At 58.6% G+C, this 19,081-nt stretch carries 16 protein-coding genes and 1 tRNA gene; 10 read left to right on the top strand and 7 right to left on the bottom strand.

Translation table 11 applies throughout. The features are described from left to right. Positions 1 to 3: 3 nt before the first annotated feature. From BW974_RS08750 to BW974_RS08740, 3 genes are read left to right on the top strand one after another with little or no spacing between them, the layout of a single operon-like run. A complete protein-coding gene (locus tag BW974_RS08750) occupies positions 4 to 2,289 on the top strand; it encodes a PrkA family serine protein kinase (protein ID WP_076429760.1) in 2,286 nt (761 codons plus the stop codon). Next, a complete protein-coding gene (locus tag BW974_RS08745; RefSeq protein WP_076429759.1) occupies positions 2,280 to 3,587 on the top strand; it encodes a YeaH/YhbH family protein in 1,308 nt (435 codons plus the stop codon). The genes BW974_RS08750 and BW974_RS08745 overlap by 10 nt, the downstream gene beginning before the upstream one ends. Next, on the top strand, positions 3,584 to 5,572 hold the full coding sequence (locus BW974_RS08740) for a SpoVR family protein (protein ID WP_076429758.1): 1,989 nt from the start codon (positions 3,584 to 3,586) through the stop codon (positions 5,570 to 5,572). The genes BW974_RS08745 and BW974_RS08740 overlap by 4 nt, the downstream gene beginning before the upstream one ends. Before the next feature lie 6 nt (positions 5,573 to 5,578). On the opposite strand, the gene BW974_RS08735 is transcribed toward BW974_RS08740, so the two are convergent. The 5 genes from BW974_RS08735 to BW974_RS08720 form a co-directional block, all read right to left on the bottom strand. After that, positions 5,579 to 6,775 (bottom strand): DUF7504 family protein, encoded by a 1,197-nt coding sequence (locus BW974_RS08735; protein WP_076429757.1) that lies wholly within the window; start codon positions 6,773 to 6,775, stop codon positions 5,579 to 5,581. Between the two features lie 227 nt (positions 6,776 to 7,002). Further along, positions 7,003 to 7,173 (bottom strand): hypothetical protein, encoded by a 171-nt coding sequence (locus BW974_RS25515; RefSeq protein ID WP_175609647.1) that lies wholly within the window; start codon positions 7,171 to 7,173, stop codon positions 7,003 to 7,005. 25 nt (positions 7,174 to 7,198) lie between these two features. Then, the gene (locus tag BW974_RS08730) at positions 7,199 to 7,579 is read right to left on the bottom strand and encodes a hypothetical protein (protein ID WP_076429756.1); all 381 of its coding nucleotides are present in this window, start codon (positions 7,577 to 7,579) and stop codon (positions 7,199 to 7,201) included. A gap of 139 nt (positions 7,580 to 7,718) precedes the next feature. Continuing rightward, positions 7,719 to 7,793, bottom strand: a tRNA-Glu gene (locus tag BW974_RS08725). A gap of 134 nt (positions 7,794 to 7,927) precedes the next feature. Beyond that, positions 7,928 to 9,892, bottom strand: a complete 1,965-nt coding sequence (locus tag BW974_RS08720; protein ID WP_076429755.1) for a 3-hydroxyacyl-CoA dehydrogenase/enoyl-CoA hydratase family protein — start codon at positions 9,890 to 9,892, stop codon at positions 7,928 to 7,930. Positions 9,893 to 10,007: 115 nt separating this feature from the next. On the opposite strand from BW974_RS08720, the gene BW974_RS08715 reads away from it, so the two are divergent. The 5 genes from BW974_RS08715 (at position 10,008) to BW974_RS08695 (ending at position 14,980) form a co-directional block, all read left to right on the top strand. Then, positions 10,008 to 11,162 (top strand): acyl-CoA dehydrogenase family protein, encoded by a 1,155-nt coding sequence (locus tag BW974_RS08715; protein ID WP_076429754.1) that lies wholly within the window; start codon positions 10,008 to 10,010, stop codon positions 11,160 to 11,162. Positions 11,163 to 11,230: 68 nt separating this feature from the next. Further along, complete coding sequence (locus BW974_RS08710) at positions 11,231 to 11,578, top strand: DUF7344 domain-containing protein (protein ID WP_245799971.1); 348 nt, start codon at positions 11,231 to 11,233, stop codon at positions 11,576 to 11,578. A gap of 188 nt (positions 11,579 to 11,766) precedes the next feature. Further along, positions 11,767 to 13,083 (top strand): S8 family peptidase, encoded by a 1,317-nt coding sequence (locus tag BW974_RS08705; RefSeq protein WP_245799969.1) that lies wholly within the window; start codon positions 11,767 to 11,769, stop codon positions 13,081 to 13,083. 116 nt (positions 13,084 to 13,199) lie between these two features. Further along, the gene (locus BW974_RS08700; protein ID WP_076429752.1) at positions 13,200 to 13,598 is read left to right on the top strand and encodes a hypothetical protein; all 399 of its coding nucleotides are present in this window, start codon (positions 13,200 to 13,202) and stop codon (positions 13,596 to 13,598) included. A 134-nt stretch (positions 13,599 to 13,732) separates the two neighbouring features. Continuing rightward, the gene (locus BW974_RS08695) at positions 13,733 to 14,980 is read left to right on the top strand and encodes an MFS transporter (RefSeq protein WP_076429751.1); all 1,248 of its coding nucleotides are present in this window, start codon (positions 13,733 to 13,735) and stop codon (positions 14,978 to 14,980) included. A 19-nt stretch (positions 14,981 to 14,999) separates the two neighbouring features. Here the strand turns inward: BW974_RS08695 and BW974_RS08690 are convergent, their stop codons facing one another. Together BW974_RS08690 and BW974_RS08685 are read right to left on the bottom strand one after the other, a co-directional pair. Further along, positions 15,000 to 15,590, bottom strand: a complete 591-nt coding sequence (locus tag BW974_RS08690; RefSeq protein ID WP_076429750.1) for a DNA-3-methyladenine glycosylase family protein — start codon at positions 15,588 to 15,590, stop codon at positions 15,000 to 15,002. A 115-nt stretch (positions 15,591 to 15,705) separates the two neighbouring features. Continuing rightward, positions 15,706 to 17,067 carry an ATP-grasp domain-containing protein gene (locus BW974_RS08685; RefSeq protein ID WP_076429749.1) on the bottom strand — a complete coding sequence of 454 codons (1,362 nt, stop codon included), beginning with the start codon at positions 17,065 to 17,067 and terminating at the stop codon, positions 15,706 to 15,708. Positions 17,068 to 17,202: 135 nt separating this feature from the next. Between BW974_RS08685 and BW974_RS08680 the strand changes: the two genes are divergently transcribed. Then, on the top strand, positions 17,203 to 18,279 hold the full coding sequence (locus BW974_RS08680; protein WP_076429748.1) for a succinylglutamate desuccinylase/aspartoacylase family protein: 1,077 nt from the start codon (positions 17,203 to 17,205) through the stop codon (positions 18,277 to 18,279). A 67-nt stretch (positions 18,280 to 18,346) separates the two neighbouring features. After that, positions 18,347 to 18,913 (top strand): DUF8100 family protein, encoded by a 567-nt coding sequence (locus BW974_RS08675; RefSeq protein WP_076429747.1) that lies wholly within the window; start codon positions 18,347 to 18,349, stop codon positions 18,911 to 18,913. The last annotated feature ends 168 nt before the right edge of the window (positions 18,914 to 19,081 follow it).

Below are 19,081 nucleotides of genomic sequence, written 5' to 3'. Positions count from 1 at the left end.
ACAGTGTCCGAAGGAAGCGACTACATCACGGATGCCGACCACGAACTCCGCGAAACCTACGAGGAGCCGATGAGCCTCGCTGAGTACGTGGACTCGGCGTTCGAGAACCCGACCATCGCCTCGCACGCGAGCAAGTACCTCTTGGAGGCCATCGAGTCGATGGGCACTCGCACGGTCATCGAAGAGGGCGACGAAAAAGAACGCTACAAGTTCTTCGACGACCCGCACAACGACGGCGAACACGCCATCCTCGGCAACACGGAGGTGTTGAACGCCTTCGTTGACGACCTGCGCTCGATTGCCGCGCGACGCGGTAAAGAGGAGAAGATTATCTGGTTCGCCGGGCCGACCGCGACCGGAAAATCCGAACTCAAACGCTGTCTGGTCAACGGCCTGCGCGAGTACTCGAAAACGCCGGATGGCCGTCGGTACACCATCGAGTGGAACATCGCCACCGCGACGGAGTCGCCGGGACTCAGCTACGGCGACGACGTGACGGCGACGAGCGAGGAGAACTGGTACGCGAGTCCCGTCCAGTCGCATCCACTCCTCGTCTTTCCGCCAGCGGTGCGCGAGGAACTGCTCTCCCAACTGAACGCTAACTTGGACGACCACATCGACGTGCTGGTGGAGGGGAAACTCGACCCGTTCAGTCGGGAGGCGTACAACTACCTCGAAGAGCAGTACCGACGCAACGGCGAGGAAGAACTGTTTTCGGCCATCACCGACCCGGCACATCTCCGGGTGAAAAACTACGTCGTGGACATCGGCGAGGGAATCGGCGTCCTCCACTCGGAGGACAGCGGCAGGCCGAAACAGCGACTCGTCGGCAGTTGGATGCAGGGCATGTTACAGGAACTCGACTCCCGCGGGCGCAAGAACCCACAGGCGTTCAGCTACGACGGCGTCCTCTCGCAGGGTAACGGCCTGCTGACCATCGTGGAGGATGCGGCCCAGCACGCCGATTTGCTCCAAAAACTGCTCAACGTCCCTGATGAAAAGTCGGTGAAGCTGGACAAAGGGATTCAGATGGACATTGACACGCAGTTGGTCATCATCTCGAATCCCGACCTCGAAGCGCAGTTGAACCAGCACGCGGACGCGGGCGGGGCCGACCCCCTTCGTGCACTGAAGCGCCGACTCGACCGGCGCGAGTTCGGGTATCTGACCAACCTCAGTTTGGAGGCCGAACTCATCCGGCGGGAACTCACGAACGAGACGCCCGTTTGGGAGGCGGACGTGTACGACGAACTCGAAGCGTGGATTCGCGAGCCGATTTCGGTTCGCGTTCGTGACGGCGACGGCGTCGGCGAGCGAGAACTGTCTCCACACGCAATCGAGGCCGCCGCGCTCTACAGCGTCGTGTCGCGCCTCGACGGGAGCGACGTGCCTGCCGGACTCGACCTCGTGGACAAAGCCGTGCTGTTCGACCGAGGCTACCTGTTGGACGGCGACGAGCGAATCGACAAGGACGATTTCGATTTCGACGACGACGCGGCGGACGGGTCGGGCGGAATCCCGGTGACGTACACGCGGGACATTATCGCCGGACTGCTTCACGAAGTCCGCGACCGCCACCACCCCGACTACCCCGTCGAACAGGTTATCATGCCGCGGGACATTCTGAACGCGATGGCCGAAGGAATCGGGGACGCACCCGTGTTCTCCACGGCGGAGCGAACCGAGTACGAAAACCGACTCGTGCCGGTGAAAAACTACATCTTCCAGCAACAGGAGAGCGACGTGCTGGACGCCATCATGCGCGACCGTCGGGTTGACGAGGGGACGGTCGCCGAGTACATCGAACACGTCTACGCGTGGGCGACGGGCGAGGATGTCGAAAACGACCGCGGCGAGCGCATCGAACCCGACGCGCTGAAGATGAAGGTGTTCGAGACGGAACACCTCGGTCGGTTCGGGCCGGACGCATACGAAGTCAACCACGAACCCGGTCCCGCGGTGGCTGAGTTCCGCCGGAACAAGGTCATCACCGCGCTGAATCGCCACGCGTGGGAGAGCCGAAACGAGGACTTCGAGGTGAGCGACATCGACCCGAAGGAGGTGCCGATAATCAAGACGGTGCTCGCGAGCAACGACTGGGAGGACGTGCGGCGAGTGTACGAGGATTTCAACCCGAGCCAGTGGGAAAATCCACCGACGAACACCGAGACGGCCGAGGTGAAATCAGAGACGATAGAAAACCTACAGGAGTTGTTCGGCTACTCCGCGGCCTCCGCAGAACTGACCAGCCAACACGTCATGAATCAGGTGAGCTATAAATGGGACTGAGAGACGACCTCGAACGCTACCGTGAAGTCGGCGAGGAGCGCAGAGAAGACCTCGCTGAGTTCATCCAATACGGCGACCTCGGACAGAGTCTCCCCGACGAGATTCACATTCCCATCAAAATCGTGGATTTGCCGGAGTTCCGCTACGACCAGCGCGACAGAGGTGGCGTCGGACAGGGCAACCCAGACGTGGGCGATCCGGTCGGTCAGCCACAGCCACAACCCGGTGACGACGGCGAAGAGGGCGACCCTGGCGACGAATCGGGTGACCACGACTACTACGAGATGGACCCAGAGGAGTTCGCCCAAGAGTTGGACGACGAACTCGGACTGGAACTCGAACCGAAAGGAAAAGAGGTCATCGAGGAAACCGAGGGCGATTTCACCGACGTGACGAAAACCGGCCCCGACAGCACGCTCGACTTCGAGCGGATGTTCAAAGAAGGGCTAAAGCGCAAACTAGCGATGGACTTCGACCCGAACTACGTCCGCGAGGCGATGGGCGTCGAAGGCTGGGGGCCTGACGAGGTGTTCCAGTGGGCACGTAAAAAGAGCCTCACCGTGTCGAAACGCTGGGTCGAGGAGAACTACGACGCGCTTTCCGCGGACGAACGAACCAAGTGGGAGAGCATCGAGGAGATGGAAAGTCGGGTGACGCCGATGAGTACGGCCCAGAAGATTCGGGAAGAAGGGATTCGCCACGTCCCGTTCCGACGCGAGGACGAACGCTATCGCTACCCCGAAATTATCGAAGAGCGAGAGAAGAACGTCGTCGTCGTCAACATCCGCGACGTGTCCGGGTCGATGCGGGAAAAGAAGCGCGAACTGGTCGAGCGCACCTTCACGCCGCTCGACTGGTATCTGACGGGCAAGTACGACAACGCGGAGTTCGTCTACATCGCCCACGATGCGGAGGCGTGGCGAGTCGAGCAAAGCGAGTTCTTCGGCATTCGTTCCGGCGGCGGGACGAAAATCTCGTCCGCTTACGAACTCGCCGCCGCGATTCTCGAAGAGGAGTTCCCGTGGGCCGACTGGAACCGCTACGTGTTCGCGGCGGGCGACAGCGAGAACAGTCGGAACGACACCGAGGAGAACGTCGTCCCGATGATGGAGAAAATTCCAGCGAACCTCCACGCCTACGTGGAGACGCAACCGGAAGGCAAGGCCATCAACGCGACCCACGCAGAGGAAGTGGAGCGTCACTTCGCCGAGGCGGACAACGTCGCGGTCAGTTACGTCAACGGGCCTGAGGACGTGACGAAGGCGATTTACGAAATCCTGAGCACGGAGGCAGAATGAACGAACGAATCGAAACCAAGCGCGAGGCAGAACGGGTGCGAGAACCGGTCGTGGAAGCGCGAAAACTCGCGAAAAAACTCGGTCTCGACCCGTATCCCGTCAAGTATTGGATAATCGACTACGACGAGATGAACGAACTCATCGCCTACGACGGGTTCCAAGAGCGGTATCCACACTGGCGATGGGGGATGAAGTACGACCGCCAGCAGAAACAGACCCAGTACGCGGGCGGGAAAGCGTTCGAAATCGTCATCAACGACGACCCGGCCCACGCCTTCTTACAGCAATCGAACAGCCTCGCCGACCAGAAGGCGGTCATCACGCACGTCGAGGCGCACTCGGATTTCTTCGCCAACAACCGCTGGTACCGGATGTTCGCAGACGAACTCGATGCGGCGGCCCTCCTTTCCCGCCACGCGGACCGCGTTCGCTCCATCATGGCCGACTCGGAAATCGACCGGGAGGCGGTCGAAAAGTGGATAGACAACGTTCTCTGCCTACAGGATAACATCGACCAGCATCAGGCGTTCAAAAACCAACACCGGGTTCGGGACGACGAAGATGACCACGACACGGACGAAATTTCCGACCAACTCGCGGATATGAACCTAAGCGACGAGGTGCGCGACGAGGTGTTCGACGACGAATGGCTGGAAGCACAGCGCGAGAAACAGGCCGGAAAACTCGAAGAACCCGAGAAGGACTTACTCGCGTTCTTCCGCGACCACGGTCGGGCCTACGACCCGGAGGAGGGCAAAGCCGTCGAGATGGAAGACTGGCAGAAAGAAGTCCTCGAAATGCTCAGAACCGAGTCGTACTACTTTGCGGCGCAGAAGACGACGAAAGTGATGAACGAGGGGTGGGCCGCCTACTGGGAATCCATGATGATGGGCGAGGAGTCCTTCGCCGGGACGGACGAATTCATTGAGTACGCAGACCACCAAGCGCGTGTTCTCGGGTCGCCGGGACTGAACCCATACAAACTCGGCAAGCAGTTGTGGGAGTACATCGAGAACACCGAAAATCGCCGGGAAGTCGTGCGAAAACTCATGCGCGTGAAAGGAATCACGTGGCGGAACTTCCACGACGTGGTCGATTTCGACGAGGTGAACGAACTCATCGAACCGCATCCGGCACTCGAATCGGTGACCTCGGAGACGCTCTCCGACCTCGAATCCTTACCGTCCGAGAAAGTCGATTCGGAGGGCTTGGAACGAGCGAAGGCGGGAGAAATCGACGTTGACCGCCATCCGTGGAAGGTGCTCTCCTACGAAGGCCTCGCGGAGCGTCATTTCTCGCTCAACAAACTCCAAAATCGCGGGTTCTTAGAATCCATCGGCCAGCAGACCTTGGAGCAGTACGCTCGCTATCTGATGGACGACGAACGCTACGAAACCGTCGCGGAGGCGATGGCGGACGTGGACTTCGCCGTCGGGTGGAACCGGATGTACGAGGTTCGGGCGAGCCACAACGACGTGACGTTCTTAGACGGCTTCCTGACGAAGGAGTTCGTCACCGACAACAACTACTTCACCTACGAGTTCAGCCAGACGACCGGCGACTACCGCGTGACCAGTTCGGAGTACGAGGACGTAAAGAAGAAATTGATGCTCCAGTTCACCAACTTCGGCAAGCCCACTATCGCGGTGTACGATGGCAACTACGACAACCGCAACGAACTGCTGTTGGGCCACCACTACAATGGCGTCATGCTCGACATCGGACAGGCCACGCGAACCTTGGAGCGCATCTACGACCTGTGGGGTCGCCCGGTGAACCTGAAAACCATCGTGAAAGAAATCGACGAACGGGACGCGGAAATCGCTCGACGGCGCGACCGCGAACCGGAACCGGAGGAGAAAGGAAAGCTCCTGCGCTACGACGGCAATGAGTTCGAGATGCACGACCTCCCGTGGAGCGAAGTGGAAGACATCACGGCCACGGAAGTCGATTACGACACGAAACCGGACGAGTGGCTCGCCTGAGAGTCGTTATTCCGATTCGTACAGGCGAATCTCACCGCCGTCCACGACCACTTCGTACTCTCCGTAGTTGAACGTCGCGTAGACGGAGGTTTCTTCGCGCTCGGCGAGTCGCTGAAGGGCGTCGATGTCCACGACATCGTAGAGGACGGGGCGAAGTTCCGTCGGATGCACATCCGAGACGGTTCCGAGTGCCCGTGCTAGCATTACGACGACCGAATCCCGGTCGGTGCCATACACCGTCCAGTAGGCTTCGTCCGATTTGTCCTTCAAGCGGGTTCTCCCCGACAATCCGTCGCCGTCCGAGATGGTCGGTTCCGTCTCGGAATTCGATTCTCCTTGCCCTGCGATTCGGCAGTACCGCTCCAGTTCGTCGGTACCGATTTTCGATGCGACTGTTCCGCTGTCGAGTTCGACCACACCTGTTTCGGCCAGTTTCGGGAGGTGGACGTGTCGAAGCGTGATGTGAACTCGCTCCCGTGTTTCCTCGTTCGGCGTGGCCTCGGATTCCCATCTCGCGATTTGGTCGGCGATGGCGGACACGTCCGCAGTGTCCCCGATTTCGGCGAGGTATCGGCAGACGAAACGCCGACGAGGTGAATCGAGAAGCACCGAAAGCGCCGCTGGTGAGATTTCTGGGCCGGTTTCCGGTGGGCCGTCGATGACCGTGTCGAACAGTGGGCGGAGCATGGCAACCGTCTCCGCGTCGTGCGCTTCGGGGTGCATGTGAAAATGCGCGGTTACGTCGATTCTGCGAAGCGACTCGGTCAACGAGCGAACGAACCGAAAGGCGGTCGTTCGGTTGACGTGGCGGAGCATCGCCGTAATCGAATCGAAACAGAGCACCGACTGCCCATCCGTCGCCGACCACTGGTCGAGATAGAGATACATCGCGGTTTGAAGCCGTCCGAGACAGTCGGGGCGGGCGAGCGAGACGACGTTCTGGTCGTTCTCCGTCTGACTCGCCGAACTCTGCGTTCCGACGGCGATGATGCCGAACGACGCCGGGTCGTCGCCGAATCGCTCGCGCCAGCGTTCGAGTAGTTCTTCGGGCGACCGTTTGTAAGAGACGAACAGGGCGTTCGTTTCGCTCGGGTCGGCTGTGGACAGTCGAGAAACGCATTCCTCGTCAGTTCGGTTTCCGATTGCGGGGCTAAAAACGAGAACGTTCCCGGGAGATGGGGTTGAATCGGCGGCAGTCTTCATAGCATTTGAATCTATATTTTGTTTCGTTTACACTGACGAGTAGCTATCGTCAGACAACACCAAATAGAAGCGTTCCAGAATAATAAAGATATTCACTAGGCGAACTGAACTGTCGAACTCCGCACTTTTCCTTTCGGGCGTCTTTGTCCAATTTTCAACGTTTTTAGCTCTATGAATTAATGTCATAACAGTGATATTTTCGGCAGGTCTCGGCTGATAGAACGACCCTACTTTGTAGATTTAATGAGTATTTCACCGTCACGTTCGACGAACATAACTCTATCCCCCTCTTCGAGTTCGACGTCCTGTTCTTCGAACACTTCTCGCACGTCTTTGATGAGGCTAATTCGCCATCGTCGGGCGATTTTCGTCGTCCCCAAGATTTCTTCGTCAGTCATGGGAAAGGCTTCGAAAGTGACGGTGTTATGGATTTGTAGCTATATTGGCGATGGTGACGATAGTAGCGCATATTTGGCTGTTCCCCTCGTTATTTCGTTCATTTCGGTCGTGGGTCTGTGATTGGTGGCTCGAATCATCGAACACGACGATATTCTCGTTCAGTCTGTCGCTCGGAGAAGCATCCACAACTATCCGTGGAACCAGTGTTGACCTGTTGCCTCTGTCGCGGGCGACCGTGATGCGGTCGCCCGCGAGGGCTTTGCCCGATTGGGTGTCGAGTTCGAAATGGCTCACGTTCGCCTCCGCGTACTGTCCTTTTTTGTCCGTCTGCTCCGCCGCGACAGTACCGGAGAAAACCACACTCGCAACTGTGACTGCCAAGAGCAGTTTTGCACCCCGGTTCATCGCTATCCGAAGCGCAACGAGGAGTGGCTTTAATCGCGGGTATCGTTCGTGCGGTTCAAACGTGGGTAATCGTCGTCACTCGGATGAAATCGAAGGAGGAAAGGAAAGCCGTCGCTGATTGGTATTGAAATCGTAGAAATGCTCGGTAGGGGATTCGAACCCCTGTCCTCGGCTCGAAAGGCCAAGATGATTGGCCGGACTACACCAACCGAGCGTGTTGCGCTTCCTGCGCACTCATTGCTTTCTGCCGTACTAGTTTAAGCCTTGCGTTATCGACCGACAGCGGCAGTGTTTCACGGGGTAGTCGATGTCACCCCGGAGGCCGATTTCGATTCTCGTCGCGTTCGCTTACTTCCCTTCGAACTCGGGGTCGCGCTTGCTCATGAAGGCCGTAATGCCCTCCATCAGGTCGTCCGTGCTCATGAGGTGGCCGAAGGCTTGGGCTTCGATTTCGAGGCCTGCGTCGGTGCTCTCCCAGCCCTTGAGCATGGCGCGTTTCGTGTACTCCTGTGCGATTGGCGGGCCGCCAGCGAGTTTGCTGGCGAGTTCGAAGGCTTTGTCTTCGAACTCGTCGTTCGAGACGACTTCGTTCACGAAACCGTAGTCCGCCATCGTCTCGGGGTCGAAGCGGTCTGCGGTGAAGATAATCTCCTTCGCGCGACCCTCGCCGACGATGTGCTGGAGGCGCTGGGTGCCGCCCCAACCGGGGAGCAGTCCGAGGTCGTGTTCGGGTTGACCGAGTTCCGAGCGCTCGCTGGCGATTCGGAGGTCGGCACAGGTTGCGAGTTCCATTCCGCCGCCGAGACAGTAGCCGTCGATTCCGGCGACCACGGGCATCGGGCAGGATTCGAGTTTGCCGAACGTCTCTTGACCCTTGCGCGAGAGGTCGATGGCCTGAATCGGGTCTGCTCCGCCCGCGGCCATGCTCTGTACGTCGGCCCCGGCGGAGAAGGCTTTGTCACCCTCGCCCGTGAGGAGGATTGCGCGAACCTCGTCGTCCTCGACGACTTGGTCGATTGCCACCGAAAGCTCATCGAGCAGTTGCGCGCTGATGGTGTTCATCCGATGTGGCCGGTCGATGACGATGTTGGCCACCATGTCGCCGGGTTTTTCGATGCGAACGGTTTCGAACTCGACGCTGTCCTCGTCGCTCTGGTCGTAGAATCCAACGTCAGCACGCTCTGCGAGGTAGTCCGCCGGTTCGTAGCGTTCCGCACCAGTCTCCGAGTAGAGGTCTTCTAAGGTTTCGAGGAGCACGTCCAGTCCTGCGTCATCGGCCATTCGTGCTGGGCCTTCCGGGAAGCCTGCGCCGAGCATGACTGCTTCGTCGATTTCGTCCGCGGGCGCGACCTCGTTGCCGACGAGTTTCGCCACTTCGTTGGCCATCACGGCTTGGAGTCGGTGGACGACCGCCTCGCTTCCGGCGTCGGTCGGCACGTCCACGCCGCCGTTTTCGTAGTCGTAGAAGCCTTCGCCGGTTTTCTTGCCGAGGTTACCCTCTTCGACCTTTTCGGCGAGAAGTGGGCACGGTTCGTAGGCGTCACCGAGCACATCGTGCATGTATTCTAAGACGTGGTAGCCCACGTCGATGCCGACTTGGTCTGCGAGTTCGAAACTTCCCATCGGCAGGCCGATGTCGAACTTCGTCGCGCTGTCCACTTCTTCGACGGTCGCATCGCCGGATTCGACCATCCACGCCGCCTCGTTCATCAGGGGGACGAGGACGCGGTTGACGATGAAACCGGGACTGTCCTTGCGCACGCGAACGGGCGTCTTGCCCATCTCCTCGGCTAACTCCTCGGTCACGTCGAGGACGCTGTCGTCCGTGTGCGCGCCCGTGATGACTTCGACCAACTGCATTCGAACAGGTGGGTTGAAAAAGTGCATTCCACAGAACTGCTCGGGGCGGTTTGTCACCTCGGAGAGTTCCGTAATCGAGAGGCTGGAGGTGTTCGTGGCGAAGATGGTGTGGTCTGGCGCGTGCTTTTCCATCTCGGAGTACACGTCCTTTTTGATGTCCATCTTTTCGGGGACTGCTTCGATGACGAAGTCCGCATCCGAGACAGCCTCGCCGAAATCAACGAGTGGGGTGACGCGCTCCAGCGCGGCGTCGGCTTCCGCCTCGCTGAGTTGGTCTTTTTCGGCGAGTTTGCCGAGGCTCCATTCGATTTGGTCGTAGCCGTTCTGGACGAACTCCTCTTTGATGTCGCGCAGGTTCACGTCATACCCCGCGAGCGCGGCGACTTCCGCGATTCCGTGGCCCATGTTTCCGGCACCGAGAACCGCGATAGTGTTGATTTCTTCTAACTCCATGCAAATACCCTCTACATGAGGGTGTTTTAACGTTTCTCTCTCTGAGTCAATAAACGTTGAATCAGTTTATATCCGGTTACAAAACGATTTATCCATGGCCCCGTAACTCGTTGCCATGGACTTCGAACTGACAAAAGAACAGCAAGCCATTCGAGACGAAGTGCGCAAGTTCGCGGAAAACGAGGTCGCCCCGATTGCCAAGGAGTACGACCAGAAGGAGGAGTATCCGTGGGAAATCATCGACAAAGCGGCCGAGATGGGACTAACCGGCGCGAACATCCCAATCGAGTACGGTGGCGCGGGCTACTCGCCGCTCGAAGTCGCAATCATCGTCGAAGAACTGTTCGCCGTCGATGCAGGTATCGGCCTCTGTATCACCAGCACCGCGTTCGGTGGCGACGCCATCCGCGAGTTCGGGACGGAAGAGCAGAAAAACGAGTACCTCACACCGGTCGCGGAGGGTGAGGCCGTCATGGGTACCGCCATCAGCGAACCCGACACCGGTTCCGACGTTTCGTCCGTCTCCACGACCGCCGAGAAAGACGGCGACGAGTGGGTCGTAAACGGCAACAAGATGTGGATTACGAACGGCACCGTCGGCGACTTCTTCGTCGTGATGTGCAAGACCAACCCGGAGGCCGAAGACCGCTACTCTGGTTTCTCCCAAATTATCGTGGAATCCGACCGCGACGGCTTCGAAGCCGACAAGATTACGGGCAAACTCGGTATCCGCGCGAGCGACACCGCTGAACTCATCTTTGACGACGTGCGCGTTCCCGAGGAAAACCTCGTCGGCACGCGCGGTATGGGCTTCCTTCAGCTCATGCAGTTCTTCGACGAAACCCGAACCGCAGTCGCGGCGCAGGGCGTCGGTATCGCCAAAGGTGCCTGCGAGCAGGCGCTTTCCTACGCGGAAGAGCGCGAGCAGTTCGGTCGCTCCATCAGCGACTTCCAAGCGATTCAGCACAAACTCGCCGACATGCACACGAAGACGGAGGCGGCGCGCAACCTCACGTACAAGTCCGCGTGGAGTGTTGCGAACGAGGACGGCCAACTGACACAGCTCGCGTCGATGGCGAAAGAGTTCTCCTCGCGCATCGCGGTCGAATGTGCCGACGAAGCGGTACAGATTCACGGCGGGTCGGGCTACGTCAACGACTTCGACGCGGAGCGATTCTACCGCGACGCGAAGATTACCCAGATTTACGAGGGAACGACGGAAATCCAGAAAAACATCATCGCGCGCGAACTCCTCGGCAAAGGGTTCTAACTTCGCCCGGCGACTGCCTAAGTGCTTAGGCGTTGCTCTTTTTATGGTATGTGACGACTGCGCAGACGATGAGCTCTGACTCGACAGACCTGCCGAGGACAGGCACGAACAGCATTGGGTCAGACGACCTTGACACCCTCATGGAACTGCTCGCGGACCACCGCCGTCGGTACGCGCTCTACTACCTTCGAAAGCAGGAGTCCGAAGTCGAGATAGACGAACTCGCCAGTCGAATCGCGGAGTGGGATTCGGACGACAGAGAGCGTATCCTGACCGAACTACGGCACAAGCATCTGCCGAAGATGGAAGAAGTCGGCATTATCGAACGAGACGGCGACGAGGTGCGGCGTGAGGACACGAACGACCCAATCGACAGATACCTCGACATCGCTGGCGAGGTCGAAAAACTCCCGTAATTTTTCTATCGCGTGGTGTGGGTAACCGAAAACTGGTTAGTAAGACGAATATTCCAATGAAATTATGACTATTTCGTTATAAACTCCTCCAAACGTTATTTTATATTAATTATTCAACATGTTAAAACTGATATACGGTCGGACAAATCTGCAAGTGAATGTCAAAAGATACCACACGACGTTCTTTCTTGAAATCTGCAGGGGTGGCACTGAGCGGTCTCGCACTGACGACGCAGTCGGTTTCAGCGAGTTCGTCCGAAGACAGGTATATCGTCGACTTAGAAAGCGCGTCGGAAGACGTGCTTTCGGGGCTCACCGTGGTTCATCGACTCGACCAATTCGGCATCGCGGTTGTCGAGGGCGATGAGAGTCAGGTACAGGGCACGCGTTACTCGACAGACGTCGAGATGGAACTCAATCAGGCCGAGATAGAAGACAACGGGGATGGCGACGAACCCGGCCCGCACAAACTATCGCAACTCCAGTGGGACAAACAGGCGCAGGGAATTTCAGGCATTCACGGTACCACGCGCGGTGAGGGAACCCGTGTGTCAGTCATCGACTCCGGTGCCTTGGAAACGCATCCAGACCTCGCTGGGGTTCTCAACACCGACCTCTCGAAGAACTTCACGGGTGACGGCGGCGACTACAACCCGATTATCAGCGACCACGGTACCCACGTCTCCGGAATCATCGCAGGAGACGACACCAACGGGAGCGGAATCTTCGGCACCGCACCCGGAACCGACCTCGTCGCGCTTCGGGTCTTTACCGGTCCGTTCGCCACCTTCGGCGACATCATCGCGGCGATGGTGTTCAGCGCCGACATCGAATCCGACGTGGCCAACATGAGTCTCGGTGCGTACCCACTGCCAGACAACGCAGACACCGAACTGCTTCGAGAGTCCATCGAACGCGCGACGGACTACGCGAACGAACAGGGGACGCTCATGGTCGCGGCGGCAGGCAACGACGGCATCAACCTCGACACCGACGGCGACGTGATTAGCTTGCCGAACGAGGCGGACAACGTCATGAGCATCAGCGCAACCGGCCCAATCGGTTACCGCTGGAACGACCCCGGTAACGGGCGACGGATTCGGAACTACCACGCCGCGTTCAACCACATCGACGAACCGACGACGACGCCAGCACCCTACACGAACTACGGCGAGGAGGCTATCGACATCAGCGCGCCCGGCGGCAACGCCATCCCGTCCGAACCAGAGGGTGAAAATTGGCAGTACGACATGGTTCTCAGCACGATTTTTGAGTGGGGCGACGACGGAATGGTTCCAGCCCACGGGTGGAAAGCAGGAACCAGTATGGCCGCACCGCAGGTTTCAGCAACCGCCGCACTCGTCAAGAGCGTCAATCCCGACGCGACACCGGCCCAACTCCGCGACCACCTCGAAGCGACCGCCGAGGATGTCGGCCAACCGACCTACAGCGGCAAGGGTCACCTCGACACCCGCGCGGCAGTCGAGACGGACATCGACAACTAACCGGTCACTCGGGTAATCAACTCTTTTGTTCGGTTGAATCGATTGCGTGCGTCTGAACTAGTAACCCTGTACAAAACTTTTATTCACATCCTTCGCATCTGTCCAAAAGACACAGTATGGCACAAAATACAGAGAGAGTTGTACGGGAAGAATTCGGCCGAACAGCGATATGGCTCTTCTTTAGTCTTCTTGGCTGGAGTTTGATTATCCAGTACACTCCCGATTTTGAACCACAACTGATGAATTATATTGGAATAGTGATTGCCACAGCTATCGCTATGTCCATTGTTGTCGTTGTTATCCGACTAGTGACAGGTGAGGAACTCAAAGGTGGGACCGAATCGAAGGATTTGATTCTCATAACGACCTCGTTTATCGTCTCCTTCTATCTCTTCTGGACCTCCCTTACGGAAACCTGGACAATCGTGACGACGGCACTGGTCGCAGTCTTAGTAACAACTGTCGCTGTTCGTCTGTTCTTCCCCGGAGTTGTCGGTATCGGTTCCAAATCGTAGTGGACAAAGGGGAATCAACTACTTACGACCGAGCCGTTTCGATGTAGTGGTGAAAGTGAGAATGACTGTTCCAATGCTACTATGAACATCTTGTTTCGGAACACATTATCGCTACATTCCCAGAAATGTGACCAATGCACACAGAAGAGAACCCAATGACAGCAAAACGGCCCGTTACAACACAGAAGTGGCGCGCCCTCCTGCTAATCGCAGTCGCCGAACTGCTCGTGATGTCGCTCTGGTTCAGCGTGACGGCATCCGCGCCGGAACTTGCGATGGCGTGGAATCTCACGCCGACCGAAACCGCGTGGTTGACCATCGCGGTTCAATTGGGATTCGTCGTCGGTGCACTTCTTTCCGCCGTGCTGACGCTTCCCGACCTCGTCCGGCCACGGTATCTCGTTGCCGGGTCGGCAATGCTGGGCGCGGGTGCGACCGCTACTATCGCCGGAGTCGTCACAACACCCATTCCAGCAATCGCACTCCGGTTCGTGACTGGAATGGCGCTGGCGGGTGTCTACCCACCGGGAATGAAAATGATGTCCGGGTGGTTCCGGACGAATCGCGGGTTCGCAATCGGCGTTCTCGTCGGTGCGCTGACGGTCGGTTCCGCGCTTCCACACCTGATTCGAGGAATCGGCGGTGTCGGCCAACCAGCAGTCGTGCTGTATGGGTCGGCGGGACTCGCAGTGCTTGGCGGATTGCTCGTCTTGCTGGTCGGCGACGGTCCGTATCAGTCGCCGACTGCTCCGTTCGACCCCCGTGCCGTCAGGCGACTGCTGGCCGACCGCGCGTCGTTGCTGGCGAATGGCGGCTACTTCGGCCACATGTGGGAGTTGTACGCCGTCTGGACGTGGATTCCGACGTACCTCCTCGCCAGCTTTGCAGTGAACGGAACCGCAGTCTCGTCGGAACTCACCTCCATTCTCGCGTTTTGCACCATCGCAATCGGCGGGGTCGGCGCGATGGCTGCTGGCGTCCTCGCCGACCGACTCGGGCGCACGGCGGTCACGAGCGCGAGTATGGCGGTCAGCGGTTTCGCGTGCATTTCGGCGGGAGTCGTTTTCGGGTCGTCCCTTTTCGTAATAGTTCCGTTTCTCCTCGTCTGGGGATTTGCCATCGTCGCGGATTCGGCCCAGTTTTCGACCTGCATCACGGAGTTAGCCGAACCAAGTTACGTCGGAACCGCGCTGACTCTCCAAACTGCAATCGGATTTTTGCTCACGACTGTCTCGATTCAATCGATTCCACTCGTCGCCTCCTTCGTCGGCTGGCGGTGGGCCTTTGCGTCGCTCGCAATCGGCCCCACGCTCGGAACGCTGGCGATGCTCCGACTTCGAGTACTTCCAGATGCCGAAAAGCTCGCGGGCGGGAACCGCTGATTTTTGTCCCGATTCTAGCTCAGTCCGTCTCGTACTCCGCCCAGATGTATCGCGTCGCCAGCGACCGATACGGTCGCCACGCCTCCGCGATTTCGCGCATTTCCGCGCGAGTCATCTCCTCGCCGTCGCCGTACAGTTGTTCGATACCGCGCCGGACGGCGAGGTCGCCGAGGGGAAGCACGTCCTCGCGTTCGAGGACGAACAGGAGATACATCCGGGCAGTCCAGTCGCCAACGCCCTTGATTTCGGTGAGTCGGGAAATGACCTCCTCGTCTGAGCAGTCGGCCAATCCGGATTTCGTGTAGTCGTCGCGCTGGAAGGCGCGGGCCGAGTTTTTGATGTATTCGACTTTCGTGCGCGAGAGACCCGCATCCCGAAGTTTTTCCTCGCTCGCGGCCAGCACGGTTTCGGGCGTCACTTCGTGGTCGAGTACGTCGAACACCCGTTCTTTCACGGCTTTCGCGCTCGCCGTCGAGAGCTGCTGGTTGATAATCGAAATACAGAGTCGTTCGAACTCGCTCCAACTGCGCTCTGTGTGCGGGTCGTGTCTGTCGAGCAGGCTGGCCATCACCGGGTCAGTTCGGAGCGTGGAGAGGGCATCGTCGTTCATGGATAGGTGTCACTCGTCGCGTTCGACAGTCGGTAGGGACGAGTCGAGAAAAGGTGTTTCTATCCTTCTTTGCCTATCCGCTACCCATTCCGACTAGTTCGTCTTCTGTCGCTCGTTACTCCAATCGCTCTTCTTCTTCCTCTTCCATCTCGACTTCGTCGTCGCCGTCCACGCGGCGGCGCACGTCCACCTGATAATGTTTCAGGATGTCGCGGCCCAGCAGCACTGGGTAGTCCATGTGGCTCCGGTCTTCGATACTCGCGGTGACCGTGTGGCGGTTGCCGCCGACGCCGACGACGACGTCCACGACGGGGCGCGACTTGCTGGATTTTCGGCTTCCGGATTTGACTCGTGTCATGCTCTTGATTGGCCCTGCGCCGATTTGGGCCGCGAGCTTCGTGTCGATGCTCGTCCGGGTTGCGCCCGTGTCGGATTTTGCGAGAACGGTTTCGGAACCGCTGGTTCCGCTCACCAGCACGTCCTCGGTGTAGCCGATGACGATGGTTTCCGTCGGGTCGGGACTAGTGCTGACGGGCTTGCACGAGGGAACCGAATCGTCCAGTGTGGCGGACAGTTCGTTGACCCGGTCGTCGTCGACTTCGCCGCCTGCGGCTTCGATAGCGGCCTTCGCGATGTACGGTGCCGCGCTTCGGCCAGTGGCTTTGTACAGTCCCTTGAAGCCCGCCGTCGGGTTCACTTCGAGGACGTACCAGCCGGCGCTGCCTTCGATGAGGTCAACGCCGGCGTAGTCGAGTCCGATGACGTCGGTCGCTCGGCGAGCAATATCGACGACTTCGTCCGGCAGTTCGTGGGTCATGTCCTCCACGTCGCCGCCGAGCGCGACGTTCGTTCGCCAGTCGTTTTCCGGCGCGTAGCGGTTCATCGCCCCGATGATTTGGTCACCGACGACGTAGACGCGGAGGTCGCGGTGTCGCTCCCCGTCTCGCTCGATGAGTTTCTGCAAGAACGCTTGTCGTTCTCCGACTCGTGGATTGACCATCTCGTCCGCACCGACCTTCCACGTTCCGCCCCCGTGGGTTCCGATTGCGGTTTTGTACACCGCCTCGTCGCCGAAATCCGGGCGACCGTTGTTCAGTCGGTCGGTGTCGAGCGCGAGAAGTGCGTCCGGAACGGCGATACCGGCGTCGGCGAGCCGCGAGGCAGTCGAGAACTTGTGAATCGCCGTCATGACTGCACACGGGCGATTGAGAACCGGGACGAGAGAGTCGTAGATATTCGCTAACCCGAGAGCCTCTGATGGCTGTTCGGTGTTCGAGAGGAGAAGACGGTTGGCAACGATGTCTATATCGGGTTCGAGCGTGACCGCTCCGTCGTTGATGTCCACCGCCGTATTTTCGTGTCGAAGCCACTCCGGCTTGTGACCGAGATCTTCGACAGCGTTGCAGATTGCTTTCGTTTCCTTGCTGTTGTGTAGACTAAGTACCCCAACGCGAACAGGTGAGCCGTCGGCAGGCATGGATAGTACATTTCGGGGGTCCCGTCTTAAATCGTTCCCAGTCGATTTGAAGTGCCAACTAACCCCACAATAATAGTTTCGGCAATGGACATGTGTTGTAGTATGTTTTTATACGGTGACCCCCGAGTGCTGTACATGACTGGGGACGAGGCTGAACCGTTTACGTACAATGGCGGTATCGTAGAGCCGGGCGAGACGCAAAATATCCGGTACGGAATTAGTGAGACGTATCTCGGCGACCCGGTACGCATTCCCGTAACCATCATCAACGGTGAACATCCCGGCCCGACGATTTTTCTCTCGGCGGCGGCCCACGGCGACGAACTCAACGGCATCGAAGTCGTCCGCGAAGTCGCCCACGACTGGAATCACGACGACCTGCACGGAACTATCGTCTGTCTCCCCGTGTTGAACGTCCCCGGATTTCTCGCCCAACAGCGATACCTCCCGATTTACGACCGCGACCTGAATCGCTCGTTCCCGGGGCGCGAGGACTCCACCAGCGCGAAGCGGATGGCCGACCAGATTTATCGCAACTTCCTCGAACCGTGTGACCTCGGTATCGACTTCCACACGTCTACGCGCGGACGAACGAACATGCTCCACGTTCGGGCGGACATGCAAGACCCGGAGGCCGCCCGCCTCGCACGAGCGTTCGGTTCGAACGTCATCATCTCCTCCACCGGCCCGTCCGGAACGCTTCGCCGAGAAGTTTCGGAGGGCGGTGCGCCGACCATCACCATCGAGATGGGCGAAGCCCACCGCTTCCAACGCCATTTCATCGACCGCGCGCTCGAAGGCGTGATGAGCGTCTTCGCGGAGTACAACATCCACCCAGACGACCCGGTGAAATGGCCCGGTTGGCGAACCGTCATCGACGACGAGAAGGAAAAGACGTGGCTCCGCGCGGACGCGGGCGGACTGGTCGAGATGCACTACGACAGGGGGTCGCTCGTCTACGAGGGAACACCCATCTGTACCATCACGAACCCGTTCAAAACCGAAAACGAACACGTCGAAGCTCCCTTCACCGGTCTGCTCGTGGGTGTCCTCGAAAATCCCGTGGTCTACCCCGGCAATCCGCTGTGTCACATCGTGGAACTGAACGCCGACACCCGCCGGGCGCTCAAACGCGATCGCGCGCACGCAGAATCCGAGGCTGACGTGCAACCGCCGGGCTACGTCGGAACGCCGGAATCGGTGGAGCAGTAAAGGGAAACAAAACGAGAAGGGCGATTGTAACCGGATATATTTACGATATGTCTTCTTTCGGAACAGTGTGAACAGAGAACGACTCGGACGGTTTCTGTCGGCTTCGCTGGTTCCACTCGGCATTCTCCTGCTCGCGCTCGGCGTGATGTCTGACGATGTCGTCAGTGTCGGACTCGGCGGCGGAACCGTGATTCTCGGTGGCCTCTTCTTTTGGGCAATCGGTCGTTTTCCGGACGCCGAATTCGATTTGACGGAAGCTCCTTCGTTCGTCGTAAATCTCATCGAGTTGGGCGGGATTCTCATTGTCTTCGCTCTACTAATCTATCTTCTGGGCGACTTAGAGAGCGTCACACGGCTTTTCCGCACCGGAATCCCGTCTCCGCAATACGTTGCGTATGCCGGACTCTCGATGGGTCTGTTCCTCGGTGGCGGTGTTGCTTATTTCATGCAGAGATGGGACACCGTCGGCGAAACGATGGCTAATTCGGCCCTTGCCAGAACAATCGGCTTTTCGTTCACGTTCGGAACGTTCCTACTTCTGCTCCTCTACCAACCGCCGTCGAGCGTGCTGTATGCTGGCGCGTACTCGCTCAGCCGGATTGGGATTCTCGGTTGGTTCTATATTGCCGAATAGTAATCCGCTTAAAATTGGTTTCGAACGGGCAACTCTCCTGTATTCGGATCCGACGACGTTCGCTTATGTGGCAATATAATATCACCTTCGGACTGCAGAGAAGGCAGTCCGATTGGTTGTCGGCGACTGAAGCGCCAAGAGTCGGGAGAACACGAGAATTGGGTCTGC

It is taken from the genome of Haladaptatus litoreus (genome assembly GCF_900156425.1).
Lineage (GTDB): Archaea > Halobacteriota > Halobacteria > Halobacteriales > Haladaptataceae > Haladaptatus > Haladaptatus litoreus.
This window is presented reverse-complemented; position numbering and strand designations above follow the sequence as displayed.